13 protein-coding genes are annotated in these 12,912 nt (G+C 35.3%); all 13 read right to left on the bottom strand.

Annotated features, from left to right (window positions below; genetic code table 11):
• Nucleotides 1-89: 89 nt before the first annotated feature.
• The 13 genes from M2277_RS31345 to M2277_RS31285 all read right to left on the bottom strand — a co-directional run bounded on the left by M2277_RS31345 (nucleotide 90) and on the right by M2277_RS31285 (nucleotide 12,724).
• On the bottom strand, nucleotides 90-650 hold the full coding sequence (locus M2277_RS31345; RefSeq protein ID WP_280756401.1) for a hypothetical protein: 561 nt from the start codon (nucleotides 648-650) through the stop codon (nucleotides 90-92).
• A gap of 11 nt (nucleotides 651-661) precedes the next feature.
• Nucleotides 662-1,048 carry a hypothetical protein gene (locus M2277_RS31340; protein ID WP_280756400.1) on the bottom strand — a complete coding sequence of 129 codons (387 nt, stop codon included), beginning with the start codon at nucleotides 1,046-1,048 and terminating at the stop codon, nucleotides 662-664.
• A 56-nt stretch (nucleotides 1,049-1,104) separates the two neighbouring features.
• Nucleotides 1,105-1,575 carry an ABC transporter permease gene (locus M2277_RS31335; protein WP_280756399.1) on the bottom strand — a complete coding sequence of 157 codons (471 nt, stop codon included), beginning with the start codon at nucleotides 1,573-1,575 and terminating at the stop codon, nucleotides 1,105-1,107.
• Between the two features lie 18 nt (nucleotides 1,576-1,593).
• Entirely contained in the window at nucleotides 1,594-3,681 is a 2,088-nt protein-coding gene (locus M2277_RS31330) for a hypothetical protein (RefSeq protein WP_280756398.1), read from the bottom strand.
• A complete protein-coding gene (locus tag M2277_RS31325; protein ID WP_280756397.1) occupies nucleotides 3,678-5,657 on the bottom strand; it encodes a P-loop NTPase family protein in 1,980 nt (659 codons plus the stop codon). The genes M2277_RS31330 and M2277_RS31325 overlap by 4 nt, the downstream gene beginning before the upstream one ends.
• Before the next feature lie 4 nt (nucleotides 5,658-5,661).
• A complete protein-coding gene (locus M2277_RS31320) occupies nucleotides 5,662-6,501 on the bottom strand; it encodes a chromosome partitioning protein ParA (RefSeq protein ID WP_280756396.1) in 840 nt (279 codons plus the stop codon).
• A gap of 7 nt (nucleotides 6,502-6,508) precedes the next feature.
• Nucleotides 6,509-7,216: a hypothetical protein gene (locus tag M2277_RS31315; RefSeq protein WP_280756395.1), complete on the bottom strand. Its 708-nt coding sequence runs from the start codon at nucleotides 7,214-7,216 to the stop codon at nucleotides 6,509-6,511.
• Nucleotides 7,217-7,227: 11 nt separating this feature from the next.
• Nucleotides 7,228-8,289 carry an SAF domain-containing protein gene (locus M2277_RS31310; RefSeq protein ID WP_280756394.1) on the bottom strand — a complete coding sequence of 354 codons (1,062 nt, stop codon included), beginning with the start codon at nucleotides 8,287-8,289 and terminating at the stop codon, nucleotides 7,228-7,230.
• 20 nt (nucleotides 8,290-8,309) lie between these two features.
• Nucleotides 8,310-9,695 (bottom strand): hypothetical protein, encoded by a 1,386-nt coding sequence (locus M2277_RS31305; protein WP_280756393.1) that lies wholly within the window; start codon nucleotides 9,693-9,695, stop codon nucleotides 8,310-8,312.
• 71 nt (nucleotides 9,696-9,766) lie between these two features.
• Nucleotides 9,767-10,669 carry a replication-relaxation family protein gene (locus M2277_RS31300; protein ID WP_280756392.1) on the bottom strand — a complete coding sequence of 301 codons (903 nt, stop codon included), beginning with the start codon at nucleotides 10,667-10,669 and terminating at the stop codon, nucleotides 9,767-9,769.
• Between the two features lie 11 nt (nucleotides 10,670-10,680).
• Nucleotides 10,681-11,526 (bottom strand): 30S ribosomal protein S1, encoded by an 846-nt coding sequence (locus M2277_RS31295; protein ID WP_280756391.1) that lies wholly within the window; start codon nucleotides 11,524-11,526, stop codon nucleotides 10,681-10,683.
• Nucleotides 11,523-12,005 carry a hypothetical protein gene (locus M2277_RS31290; RefSeq protein WP_280756390.1) on the bottom strand — a complete coding sequence of 161 codons (483 nt, stop codon included), beginning with the start codon at nucleotides 12,003-12,005 and terminating at the stop codon, nucleotides 11,523-11,525. Before M2277_RS31290 ends, M2277_RS31295 begins: the two co-directional genes overlap by 4 nt.
• A 98-nt stretch (nucleotides 12,006-12,103) precedes the next feature.
• Nucleotides 12,104-12,724, bottom strand: coding sequence for a hypothetical protein (locus M2277_RS31285; protein WP_280756389.1), 621 nt, complete (start codon nucleotides 12,722-12,724; stop codon nucleotides 12,104-12,106).
• Nucleotides 12,725-12,912: the final 188 nt, after the last annotated feature.

Genomic DNA, 12,912 nt, shown 5'->3' with positions numbered 1-12,912 from the left:
TCCCCTCATTCCAATCCTCGGTCACAGAGTTAGACTTAATTCATTAAGTCTCCGCCTTTCCCTTTATAAACCGGTTATAGCAGAACAAGTCACTCATAATCTTCATTTGTTACCATCCCCCCGTAAGGGATTAAAATCCGTGTATTATTTTCAGACCCCAACCCCCCGTTTAGGAAGTCTCTTAATTGGCCAGCCATGGTTTTGTTTTTGTTTTTCACTTTTACTGAAAAGTAGTCCCCTACTGTCAATTTGTACTTGCGAGAGTCATCAGACTTAGGCAAAGAATTATTAGGAAAAATGACTGGCAGAATCTGTTCTTTATAAAACGCTTCATAATTTACATTGAATCTATTTTGAAATGTTGTTGGATCAGACGGATCTAAATATATCGGATCGTAGCGTTTATGTTTGTGTTCAATTTCAATTTCGTAAATATTACCTGTCAAACTTAGCTGGTATTCAAAATCACTGTACATATCTGGACTTATGTAGCCTTTATTTCTTACTGAATCTACAAACGTGGTAACTGACTTAAATGCAGCAAGGTATGATATATCGTCTTGTCTTTCTAATGCATCAGATGTAGGCCATATGTAAAGTAATAAAACCGCTAGAAAAACCGTAAAGATCTTCCCGAAATAATTAGCCATTCATATCTCCCTCACTGTGATCTATAGTTCACCTGGATAACGGATCCTTCATGATCTCTTTTATAACTAGGAAAGTAATTCCCCGTTACTTTAATTGCAGATAAATCCGTTTCTTCTATTTCAAGGTCTAGAGGAAACACGACACCATCAACAGTTATTTCAACACCAGTATCCTTAATCATATTAACTGATTGAAGAACATGTGCTCCGCTAACTATTTGTTCCTCAGTTATTCGAATATTCATAATTTGATTTCGATCTAGCCTTTTAATATTTGTGTAAGCAGCGTCTAATGCTGAATTAGAGGTTGTAAATTGATAAATAGCAAGTGTAAGTGCCGAGACAAAGAGAATTGCAAAGGAATAAAAAATCATCATACTAAACACATTACTTTTCATATTGCTGCCCCCAGTGGGTGATGTGCTCCTTAAGGAGCACATCAATCTATTACTGATTATTTCTGAATGAACTTAATAGCTCGCACCATATTGTTCTGATCTTTGACGACACTTGATGTAAAAGAACCGTTAGGATTGATATAATTTGCAGAAGTTTCATTAATTGCATCTTGAATACTTCCTCCACCGGTTCCACCAATATCGCCAATGGCTGATATTTCTTTTCCATACCATACTGAAGTAGATGCCTTACCTGTTTGTACAGAAACACCAAATGGTACATTCCCATTCGCGTATTTTCGAATCGCATTCATAACCGTGCTGCCCGAAACAGTAGAGCTATCATACGTAATATACTCGGCTTGTGATAGTTCTGTATTAACGGTAGAGAATTTTGCAGTGGCTGTCTTAGCTCCGTCCTGCGCTGTATTAAATACAAGCACCGTAATAGTAATAAAAGCTACTGTTAAAAGTGTTCCTGCTCCAAACAAAAGTCCGTGTGATGAATTATCTCCTGCAGCTGCCATGTTAACATCCCCTTCAAATTAAATAGAATTACTCAATTGATCGAAAACAGTACTCATACTTGTAACACTTACATAGATGAACGGAAAAACGAGATAAATAAAAATCACAGCCATCATCGGTGCAAAACCTATTGTTCTACCCCAGTTCGCTTTTTTATTGATTATCTTCTCATTTTCTTGTTTCTTTTCTTCTTCAAAATATGTCCGATCAGTATCAAGATCGCCAAACGCTTCTTGGATACTCACGCGGTCTAGTGCATTCTGTAAACGTTCAACCGTTCTTACAAAAGGAGGAAAGGGGGCCTGGATTGTGAGTTCATCCAACGCTTCTTTCGGTCCACTTTGAAAGTTTAGATTACAAGTTTTGAGCGGAACTCGAAAGATGGTTGAGAATCGTTCCATCCAAACAAGCAAAGTATCTACAGAGACCCGTTCAATCTCTGTAAGCATGCCAATAATGGTATGCATCTGATTAACTTCTATTTTCATTTGCATTTCACGCATCCTCCGTTGGAAAGCAAGGAGCCAAAGTGGTATGTGATAAGCAACGACTCCAAAAAGCATGGAAATTAGTAACTCCCACCATTTGAAATACTCATTATTTATAGTGTTAATCTTATTGATAATTCGTGATGTCCATAAATTAACTTGCTCAACACTGGCATCCTCCCCTAGCTCTTGGCGAACAACCGAAGATATTACCTCTTCCTGATTTGTTTTCACCCCCTTAAATTGATCTATAACTCGCTTATCGAATTCCGTTGTCAGTTTTACTTTCATTTTTTCTTCTTCATTTAATTGCCCAATTATCCCATTTTGTTTAAATACTGAAGTTGTAGAATTAAGGACCTTAGAAGCTGAAAATGAATGCATGTATATAAAAAGGGAAGTCGATACCAGAACCGTTATGCCAAAAATGATAATTCGTTTTAAATAGAACCATTCCACCGTCAGAGAAGTGTTGGTGTTTTTAAGAAGCGTTTCGTTTTTGAAATACTCACGAGATGTTTTATTCGGCGTAAATCGATCTACAATAAACTTCACGATTTTTTTCTTATAAAGAGCTTTCAACCACTTATGCTCAGAGATCTTACCCTCACGTATATTGTCATCATTATCCTGAATTTTCTTCAGAATAATATATGATAGCAATACAACCAAAAAAATTATTATTTTGGCTATGAATCCAGATTTACTTCCATAAAATTCACCCATTATAGGGAATGAATTATTCGCCCAATTCTCTATTGGCTTAAGAAAGAAAATAGGTACGATCGCAATGATCGTTAAACTATTCAAATAGTAACGTAACTTTCTCCGGAATAAGATTTCTTCTAAAATTTCACCTTTCAGTCGGTTGAGGGTGTTTAAGTACATTGAACCCTTGCCAGGGATTTTCCTATCACCATACTCCTTAACTAAATAAGAGATCCCTGCGAAAAGCTTCAAAAAACGATTGGGTGCAACCTCATAATATTCTTCAAGTTTCTCCTCTGCCTTAGGCGATGTGATTGCATCATGTATTTTTCTGGCGTGGTGGGCAATCTCATATTTAGAAACTTCCGAAGCACTCTCTATAGCTTCATCTACCATTTGATGTTGGTTGTAGGTATGCCTGGTGTCTTCAATAAGCTCTGTCTGTTGATGCAGTAAGTTATCCGATACTTTATTCACGAAATTTTCTATAAGAGTTCCGTTGATAACCACAGCTCCAAGAAGCACAAAAAATGTGAATGTAATATCCCTTCCTATCAGACAAAGTACTAATACGACAAAGCTCATACCTCCGAGGGCAATGAAAGTAATCCGCATGCTCTCTTTTCTAATTGTCAATTCATCATATGCATGAATTACAGAGAGTCTCTTTCTTACGCTCAAAACGTAGTTCTTAATTAAAGGAAATCTTAGTGCATGCACATATGATTTCTGAAGAAATTTATAAGTTCGCTGTTTAAGACTTTTTCTTCTCTTGTTTCGATATAGATCTTTTGTTGAATCGACCTTCTGCTGCTGCATTTGTCTTTTCAAAGATTGTCTATATAGATAAAAGAGAATTAAACCGACGCCGAGGGAAACTAAAACTATTAACAGCAACAGTTTAGTCATGGTATATCACTCCCCACTGCGTCATCCATTTGATTTAGCAAAGTAAATGGTTCCTGGTTTCTATTTATTTCATCCCAATCACAACCATGCAATGATTCACAGATTGACAAAAAAGTGTCAAATGCAGCAATTTCATTTTCAGACATATTTTCTTTCATCTCATCAACGTTGCGAGTTGTAATTGGATTCACCCAAATATATCTCCCGGATTCATACTTTATTATGTCTCGATACTCATAGGTCTTACGATCTGTCATTCGTTCTGCAAAATCTTTAAAAGTTTTTAGTAATGCCTTTAAAGTATCATTGGTTGATCCATCTTCGATTTGATAATCTATATACTCAGATTTATCTGTCAAAGGAATGATTTCCGTGATACGTTCAAGATGACGGAAGCCGTTTTGTCTCCTACGGAGATGAATATTAAAGTCCAAGACATTTACAACTTGTTCTTCTGCTTTATCATTTGAAAACCCATCGATTTTAACCAATGCATTACTCATGTAGTTAATAAGTGCTCTTACGGTATTTTGATGACCAGTGAATACAGTGAACTCACTAGCAACTTCGGAGGTTTGTATAACTTGAGATGCTGTTTTCATCTCCGCCATTTCACCAAGGAGTGTTACGGAACCATCCGTTTTTTTCTGCAAATCAAGTCCTTGTTGGCTCGATACTGTATCAGTTTCCCTAAAGGATAGAATATTTCTGAATGGAAATATTTTTCTAAGATGCAATTCGAATGCCAATTCATGAACTCTTATATTCAGAGTTGCTGAGATATACTTAACCATCGCCATCATTAAAGTCGTTTTTCCTGAGCCCTGAGCACCGGTAACTGCCGTCACCCTCCGCCCTTTCATTAGAAAAATGAGCATTAACTTCACCATATTTGAGTTTCTAACCTTATCATTCGGGAACAACATATCTAAATTGGCATTTGGAATATCAAATTTCCTAACAAAAAAGGCGTACGATTCTGCAAAGCTAGGGCGAACTACAACAACCCTTGAACCGTCTTTCATTTCATTGATTTTAAATCCATTCTCGTCGGTTAATGGGCCAGGCATATTGTATTTATAAATATTGTGACAAACACGATTAAGTTCAGTTTCAGAACCAAAGGATAAGAAGGATAGGTGTATAGATTTACCTCGATAAAAAATCCAAACGCTATCGTAGTCATTGGGTATACTGGCTCCATCCATTTGTTCTGTATATAGATCTCCGTCTTCACCAAACAAAACTGCGGAAGACGGCAAGCCATTAACACCACCGCTTATCCCATCGATGTTCATATCGCGAATTTCATCTACAACGCCTAATCCCTTATATCTTTGATACACTTTCTGTACTATGATCCAGAGCTTATCCTCGTAGGAAAGATTTTTAACTTCTTTTCGATAAACCTGATCAATTTCTTCTGAAGTGATAATATATGAAGCAGTTTTGCCTTCCTCAATGATGTATTTTGGTTTTGCTAATTCATACTTTTCAATAATGTAATTCAGGGCATTATACTTATATTTTTTTTGAAGTTTGAACATCAAAATATCAAACTTATCAGCAGCTGTAAGCAATTTCTTCTCTAAAAATGGTACCGGTATATTAATTGTTTCTTCTGAAAAGTTATAATCGGACCATAGTAAATCATAGATATAAGACTTCACATAATTCTTTTGTCTAACATCTCCTTCGGAGCATTCTTTTAAGGCTTGTTTTAATTTCGCCCGCTTAGCTGCTCGTCTACGAAACTCCTCAGTACTCAATCCTAAATCGTGTAAATTTTCATTTGTTATGTCATTTAGTGTATTCTTTATCCAGTCCGTAATTGCAGGGAGAGTAAATCGTTCTTCATCAGAATCGTCTGTTCTCTCAGCAACATTTTTATTTCTCATACCTAGCAGAAAGATTAGTAGAGCAATCACTACTAGCGTAAGTATAAGAATTAAGTTAACCATTACGGGTGCATCCATTACACTATGCCCCCCGTTCACTTGAAAGCTCTGCATTTAACCCCAGTACAGAAATTAATCCTTTGGCAAAACGCCGGACCTCTTCAAAAAAGAAATAATCCCCATCACGCCGATCTATATTCCGATTTCTCATGAAGAATTGTGCAACTGCACTCATGTTATAAGCATCCATGTAATGTGTGCAGCTAGGTATTGTGTATATAGCTTTTTTATATTTATATTTTCTTGAAATATTGGCCACAGTATATTGTGATTGTTTATCGTAATTTCCCAGAAGAATAATACTCGGTTTATCTTTAATGACATGCTGCCACTCATTATCTACAAAATAGCGGTCTAATAGGCTTGTATTCTGATTTAAACAAACAACAACCAAGTCAGATTTGTTCAAAACATCTGTAGATAATTTGTTTTTGGTCTCATAATTTTGTACATCAATCAATGTAAAGTCATAGTATTGATTACATTGATCAACAATATTTTGAAAAGCATCCACCAGCGAATCAGAAGTCGATTTAGATTTCGCTGAACCATAGAGTAGATCCAGTTTATTAACGATTTGATGGGTATAATCCCGGATCATTTCTGGTTCTAATTTTCGGTTATTTGCGAACCGGGTTAAAGCATCCAAACCGACATCTATAAAATTAATAAAATCATTCTCTGACCTATTTAATTTGCTGAAAAACCCGTGTTCTAATGAAGAATTAACCTCGTCCGTATGTGTGACTAGGACTTTTTTGGATATATATTCAGTACCAATCAGAGTTGAAGTTGCCAAGACATTACTTGTTGTTCCGGTTTGGCCTTTAACAGGACTCCAAAACGCAATAGTTTTTCCCATTAAGTTTTCATCCTTTCTTTAGTGCTTGCTTAACGATTTTCCTAGCTATCCGATGATCGCAAACCATTATCTTCTCAAATATGTTCGTCAAGACATTAATGTAACTTTTCGATAATCTCTTCATTCTCAAGCGATTATTATGTTGATTATCGATTTTTAGGGAATAATCCACTTCGTCAATTTGTATATGTAAAGAATGTTCTGGCCAAATGATAAAAAGGTCAGAAAGCGGAAGGTTCAGATACTCTTCATCAACACTACAATCGACCGACCCCAAGATGACTCTTTCAACTTCGACGTGACCAGGATTTTCCCCAGTGGAGTAGATACTTTCTAAAAGTATCTTGTTTTTTTCCATACATGATTTTTCATATGTGGAAACAATAATTCTCATACTGCTTTCTCTATACTGATCAAAGCTAATGAAATTAGGATCATCTGTATCAATAAGAACTACATCATATTTGTTGCCATCAGTTGAAGGCTCAATAAACTCCAACAGCTGTGAATAATTGCTGAACTTACGTGACACTTCAAATCCTTCAAACTCAGAAACAAGATCTTCTCCATCCATGAAGTTAATATAATTCTTTAGGTTTTTCTCTAGCGACCCATCAACTAGAAGTACCTTGTTACCATCAGAAGCGAACAACTTACTCAAATACAAACCCAAATCCGATTTATCGACTGCTCCGATTAATAAAATTGTATTCAAAACTAAACCTCCTACGGTTGAATTGATTCAGTTACGGCTTCTTTGAAAATGTCATTTTCCATCGTTGCCTCGCTACTCGTTTCAGGAGGCATATTACCCGATCCCATGGTTGAGTCTTGTGTTTGAGAGGAACTGTTTGAAAAATCGGAAGGACTGTTTATATTCAGATTATTATTTTGAATTTGTTGGTCTGCACTCGTCTTATCTTGTTTTTCTCTGATAGTATTGCTCCTACTATTTGATACTTTCTGTTTATCCTCAGCTGACATAGAGTCCAGATCCTGGTCCAATTTTGTTCGCGCTGCCTTGTTCAATTCTGATTTTGCATTTCGGATAACATTAGGATCAGTTAAGATGAGATCTAGAACTTTCGGATTTACAGGATAATTTACTGTTGGGGAATCCTGCATGAATGGGTCAACATAAGTTAAAGCGTATATTTGTGCTTCATTAAGATAAGCATCCACAATAGCACTCGACATTGTAAGGATTTCTTGTTCATTAATCTCAAACCAAACAGTGCCATTTAACAAATCTTCAACTTTCTTTTTCCCAAGTACTATATAGTCTTGACCAGTAGGAAAGTTGATCCGGACATCAACATAATCATCATTCTTCAGCTTAGTTGGGAGCATAATTTCTGAATATTCTGCTTTCCTTAAATCATCAGGTGTAACTCCATCTTCAAATAACATTGAAGGTATGACTGATCCGTTTTTGCTGATATTTATTTTTGTGATTTTTCCATTCAAGTCTTCAGGTTCCATGATTATATTAAGCGGAATTTGGTCAGAAGGAAGACTTCCTATAGTGAAGTGATCTTCGTTCAATTGAGTACCTGCCACAATATCCTCTTTTGCTATAAGGACTTGTTTACGTTGCCTTAAATTCTCTTGTTTAATGAGCTCAGCTTCTTTAAGTTGTTCTTCATAGCCTGCTTTAATAGCAGCCTTTTCCTTTGACCAATTTGTGTATCCATAAATCCCGAGTCCTGTTGCCAATATTGCGGTTGCCAATGCACCAATTAAGCCGGCGTAAATCTTGTTTTTCGTTCGTTGTCGTATACTTGACACATAATTTCCTCATTTCTGATTTAATTGAAAATTGCCTGCAGCCTCTTTTTCAAAACGTTCAATTTATGATGCTGATTTAATTTTAGTAGCTCCTCGATCTGGTGATCGACTTCATCATTCTCTTCATAGGGATCTGGATGAAAAGGAATACCGTAGACTTTCCGTTTTGGTAGGATTTTTCTTATATCAGCCAGAACCTGTTTATCTGCAAAAGGAATGCATAAACGCCACTTACTTTGATCTAGGTGAATCTGTTCTCTGAAGAATTTTTTTATATACTTTTGTTTCCATTCGCTTCCTGAGCCAACGACTATACTTATCGATGCTCTTAAATATTCTTCATACCATTCGGAGTTGTCATAAAAGCCTAAATCAAGAACAATAAAAGAGTAATTTGTAGCTAGCAAATCGATCATGTTTAACTCTGTAGCATTTTTTATATATTTGACTCCAAGTAAATTAAAGGAAGTTGTTTTTATCAGTTTTATATCGCTTATTCCCTCGTAAGCTGCTTCTATTTCTACATAATCATTTGAGTCATTGGCTTCTACAAGAATTACTGAGTAATTTTGCCTGGCCAAAAAGTTTGCGATAGATATTGATGTATGTGTAGTTCCTACACCTGGCTCAGCGCCTGTAACTGCTATAACTGCTGTTCCTAACAATCTATCTCTTCGTGGTTTCTTATCTATAGGCTTAGTTACAGGTGCAAAATTCAGGTCATCTGGTTTCACACTTTCAAGTAATGTAATTTCGTTCTTTCTTTCTTGAATGATGTTTTTTTTGTTCTCTATAATGTTAAAAAGTTTTTCTCCAGTTTCACTAAGTTGCCGTTTTATATCTTTCATCGAGCCTGAGCTTTTTGAATTTACTTTCTCTTTCTCCGTGTTATCCCCAACATGATCAACTAATCTGTCATATTCAAGACTCATTTCTGTTGATTCAGTTTTTGTTAATTCACTCTTCCCATCCTCTTGTGAAGAATAATCCATTGAATCGTTGGCATCTTTCATTGATTCATTCTCTACATATAGTAAAGATGTTGGAGGCCCGATACCTATCAATCTCGTTTCGACTACCCCAGGCTCTAGATCCAAATATGATAAACAGATAATTCCGTTTTTGATTAGTTCCTCTACAAAATCATCTTCATCACGATGGAAAACAAACATAATCGTAACAGATGGTTTTTCTATTCTTATATTTTGTAGTAACTTTAAAAATGATTCTTCAGAATGAACAATACTCTCCATAAAAATAACTATATTCGCATCTACTGATTCCCACTGTGGTATAAAAAAATCCAGAGAATCAATGGTTCTAACTACACGCCCAAAGTCTTTTAACTCATCAGAAAACCATTCAGATTCATCTCTGTCTTCGGAGGCTAGAAAGATCCGATTCATTTACTCACCCAATTCATAAAGAGTCTTAAAATCAATTAATTATATTATTAATATACTAATTAGATAATATATTATTGAAGATCGTAATATACTTTTTTATCATTGTCATAGAAAAAGAACCCTTGTGATAAATTGATATTATCGTTATACAAATCTTCATCAGTAACAAACCAAGTGTTAATCGCTCCTTCTTGTTCTAATATCATATTCGCAAGTTTCGCTTTTTCATCCGTTGAAACTAGTACTACTAAAATAGAATCTTTCTCTATGTTCTCAAGATATTGTTTATAAAATCTAGCATGATAACGTATGGTTTTTAGCCACTTTTCTTCATCCCTGTGACATATTAAGAAGAAAGATAAATCTTTGCCCTTTGGATTTCTCAATATGAATTTAGCAGTAGGTATTTGTTGTTCTTCCTTCATTGTCAAAATGGGATGAAACTCGAAATAAACTAAATTAAAACTTTCCCGAAGTTGAATATATAATTCATTAGTAATTACGTATTTCATTCTGAACAACATTGTTGTTTCTTTAGGCATTCGAGGATCCCGGTGTCCTAGAAATGCACCAAATCTAAATTTAAGAATATCCGCACCACTTGCACCAAGTTCATAGTAACTTGGCCTATTTTCTTTTGGATTAGAATAGCTTGACCAAGTTATCTTTCTGAGCAGTCCGTGTTTTATCAGTTTTCTAGTTCGGGCACGTACTGTACCTTCCCTATCGGATTCCGGAAAAAAAATACGAGCGATTTGAGATAATGTGACCCAGCGATGAACAAAAATAAATCTTACAATCTCAATATCCCTCTCTGTAATCCATCCTTGCTCTATTTTCCCGGTTATGTAGTAGTATTCATGCCTTGTTAGAGGATCCAATTTTGTGATGTAAGCATATGGATCGTCTAATAAAGGCTTGGATATTAGGGCAGGATCTTGATCTTTAATAAGAGGTGACACATGGTACTCCATCAAGTTACCTCCTAGTAGATTTCATGTGGGAAATTTACAATCTTCGAACGAATTCTCCTACCTTCTGGATGTACAGAGCGAATTCGAACTGCAACTGTTTTTCCTATCAGTTGACCATGACTTGGTACTCGATTAGGAAACCAAGCAAGAGACTCTACTCCTGGTGCTATTTTTACAAAGATCCCAACATTCTCAACTACACTTGTGATAATGCCTCTATAACTATCTCCTATCTTGAAATTTTCTCGAACTCTTGACCAAGGATCTTCAAGTAATTCTTTTCGAGTAACTCTTACTTGTTTTTTATCTCGGTCAATTTTTTTTATTTTAACAGTTAGCTGTGTACCAAGTGGAATCAGATTGCGGCCCGAAGGTGTCCAGTCGTATTCGTAGTCTTGGATGGGTAAAACGCACGTAACGCCTTTTATCAATACATATATCCGTTCATCTTCAAAACCAGATACCACTGCAGGACAAATATGATCAACATCTGCTGTTTCCCAAAACTCTTCTTGCAATTCTTCCAATGCTTGTACGCGAGAAAGTAAAACGATCCCTTCTTTCTCATCAAAAACCTTTAAAATTGCGGGATCAAGACCTTGTTTTACAACGTCTAAAACCATAAAGTCTATCTTATGATCTATAAAGCCAACCAGGGAGCGATATGTATGTGTGTCAAATTGATTCGCATGGATCATTCCTTTTAATCCATTATTCAACTCAACGATAGCACATTGCATTCTCTGTCCTAATGGTGAATGAGTCTCTACGGAGGTAACTATCCCTTGATGAATTTGCTTTCTTCGAAGAGATGTTTTGTACTCAAGCATTGGGTTGGTATTTAGAAGTTCGTTCATTTTAATTCCTCCTTCATTTTTAGGTACAAATTGTATTTATTTAATTCTATCTTTTTCATGCCAACAAGTTCTAAATTGCCGTTTTTGCGACATTGAACTTTCAAGGTTTTGCGTTTAAAACAGAAGTCTACCTTATTTTCATCAAGTTCAGTAGTCCATAATATTTTGTATATTCCATTAGATGATGGCTGCTCCTTTTCAAGATCCGTCATAATTAATATGTTAGAATTTTGATTGAGTACGAGCTCCTCTTTGGGAATTTCCATTTCAGTTATAATTTTTTGGATTATTTCATTTTTTTCTGACCATTCATTAAGCAACCTTGGTTTTTCCCTTCGTATATGATCTACAATTACAATTAAGGGAACTGTATCATACATAAAGAGGCAATTATTATAGAAGTTTTCAAGATTTTTCACACCGCACAATGGGTGTGTCAATACAAAGTCCAGTTCTTTTATCAGATGCTCATGTGACAAACTAATACTCCTTTCCTTAACTCTCCCTCTTTCTTATATATTAATTAGTTATTTAATATAATGATATATTACTATACTACTATAAAAAAATGAAGGGTTTATTTAACAAGTTGCAAATGCCTAGCTACACCTTTTTTGTGTTTATTAATTACAGTTACAGGCTTTTCTTTTTGCAACCCTATTTGGATTAATGCTTTTCCCAATCTGTCGTTTAAATAACTGATCTCATAAATGTTTTCTTCATATTCAATGCAGCAGTTTTCATCGAAAGCAGTTCCCTTTTTCACTTGTTCTGTAAAATAAGCTAGAATTTCTTTAGCCCATACTTCATTACCATCTATTTCTGCTTCTGGATGATTATAAAGTTCGTGCATTCCCTTGGTAATAAATTTCATGGGCAATCTGCTAATTGGATTAAATATTGTAATAATAGTCACATCATCAATACCAGGGAATATTACAGCAGCATACCCTTCATCAGTAATCTGAAGTTTGAATTCTTTACCATTAATATAAAAGCTATCTTCTATTCTAAAATTCATATTAAATATACGATCAATAATTGAATAAAAGATCGGTTCATATAATTCAAAATTATTCTCCATCTTAAGGTTAGGGTATCCATAGAATTCAAGGCCGCGTGTCTCGACCTGAATAATATTTCCATCTAAATCTGTAGATACAATAGGCTTGATTGATGGATCAAAGAAATGATGCATTGTGCATTCTCCTTTCTTAGTTAATTATATAGTTTCATTATATTACCAAATCAAGCTTTCTCCAAACTTTTCATTGAAGTATTTTTAGATCTTATTGAACTCCCTCAGTACGATTCAATTTACTCATGAATACTCACTTATTCGCAGGATTTCACCCCTGTCCAGAATTGCAGAAGGAACGTAAGACA

This window comes from Paenibacillus sp. LBL, assembly GCF_029893715.1.
In the GTDB taxonomy this organism is placed as follows: domain Bacteria; phylum Bacillota; class Bacilli; order Paenibacillales; family Paenibacillaceae; genus Paenibacillus_AQ; species Paenibacillus_AQ glucanolyticus.
The sequence above is the reverse complement of the archived record's forward strand: the minus strand, read 5'-3'. Positions and strand labels throughout refer to the sequence as shown.

Excerpts from the sequence above, each read along its gene's own strand:
- M2277_RS31345 (WP_280756401.1), bottom strand. The coding sequence starts at position 650 with ATGGCTAATTATTTCGGGAAGATCTTTACGGTTTTTCTAGCGGTTTTA.
- M2277_RS31340 (WP_280756400.1), bottom strand. The coding sequence starts at position 1,048 with ATGAAAAGTAATGTGTTTAGTATGATGATTTTTTATTCCTTTGCAATT.
- M2277_RS31335 (WP_280756399.1), bottom strand. The coding sequence starts at position 1,575 with ATGGCAGCTGCAGGAGATAATTCATCACACGGACTTTTGTTTGGAGCA.
- M2277_RS31330 (WP_280756398.1), bottom strand. The coding sequence starts at position 3,681 with ATGACTAAACTGTTGCTGTTAATAGTTTTAGTTTCCCTCGGCGTCGGT.
- M2277_RS31325 (WP_280756397.1), bottom strand. The coding sequence starts at position 5,657 with ATGGATGCACCCGTAATGGTTAACTTAATTCTTATACTTACGCTAGTA.
- M2277_RS31320 (WP_280756396.1), bottom strand. The coding sequence starts at position 6,501 with ATGGGAAAAACTATTGCGTTTTGGAGTCCTGTTAAAGGCCAAACCGGA.
- M2277_RS31305 (WP_280756393.1), bottom strand. The coding sequence starts at position 9,695 with ATGAATCGGATCTTTCTAGCCTCCGAAGACAGAGATGAATCTGAATGG.
- M2277_RS31300 (WP_280756392.1), bottom strand. The coding sequence starts at position 10,669 with ATGGAGTACCATGTGTCACCTCTTATTAAAGATCAAGATCCTGCCCTA.
- M2277_RS31295 (WP_280756391.1), bottom strand. The coding sequence starts at position 11,526 with ATGAACGAACTTCTAAATACCAACCCAATGCTTGAGTACAAAACATCT.
- M2277_RS31285 (WP_280756389.1), bottom strand. The coding sequence starts at position 12,724 with ATGCATCATTTCTTTGATCCATCAATCAAGCCTATTGTATCTACAGAT.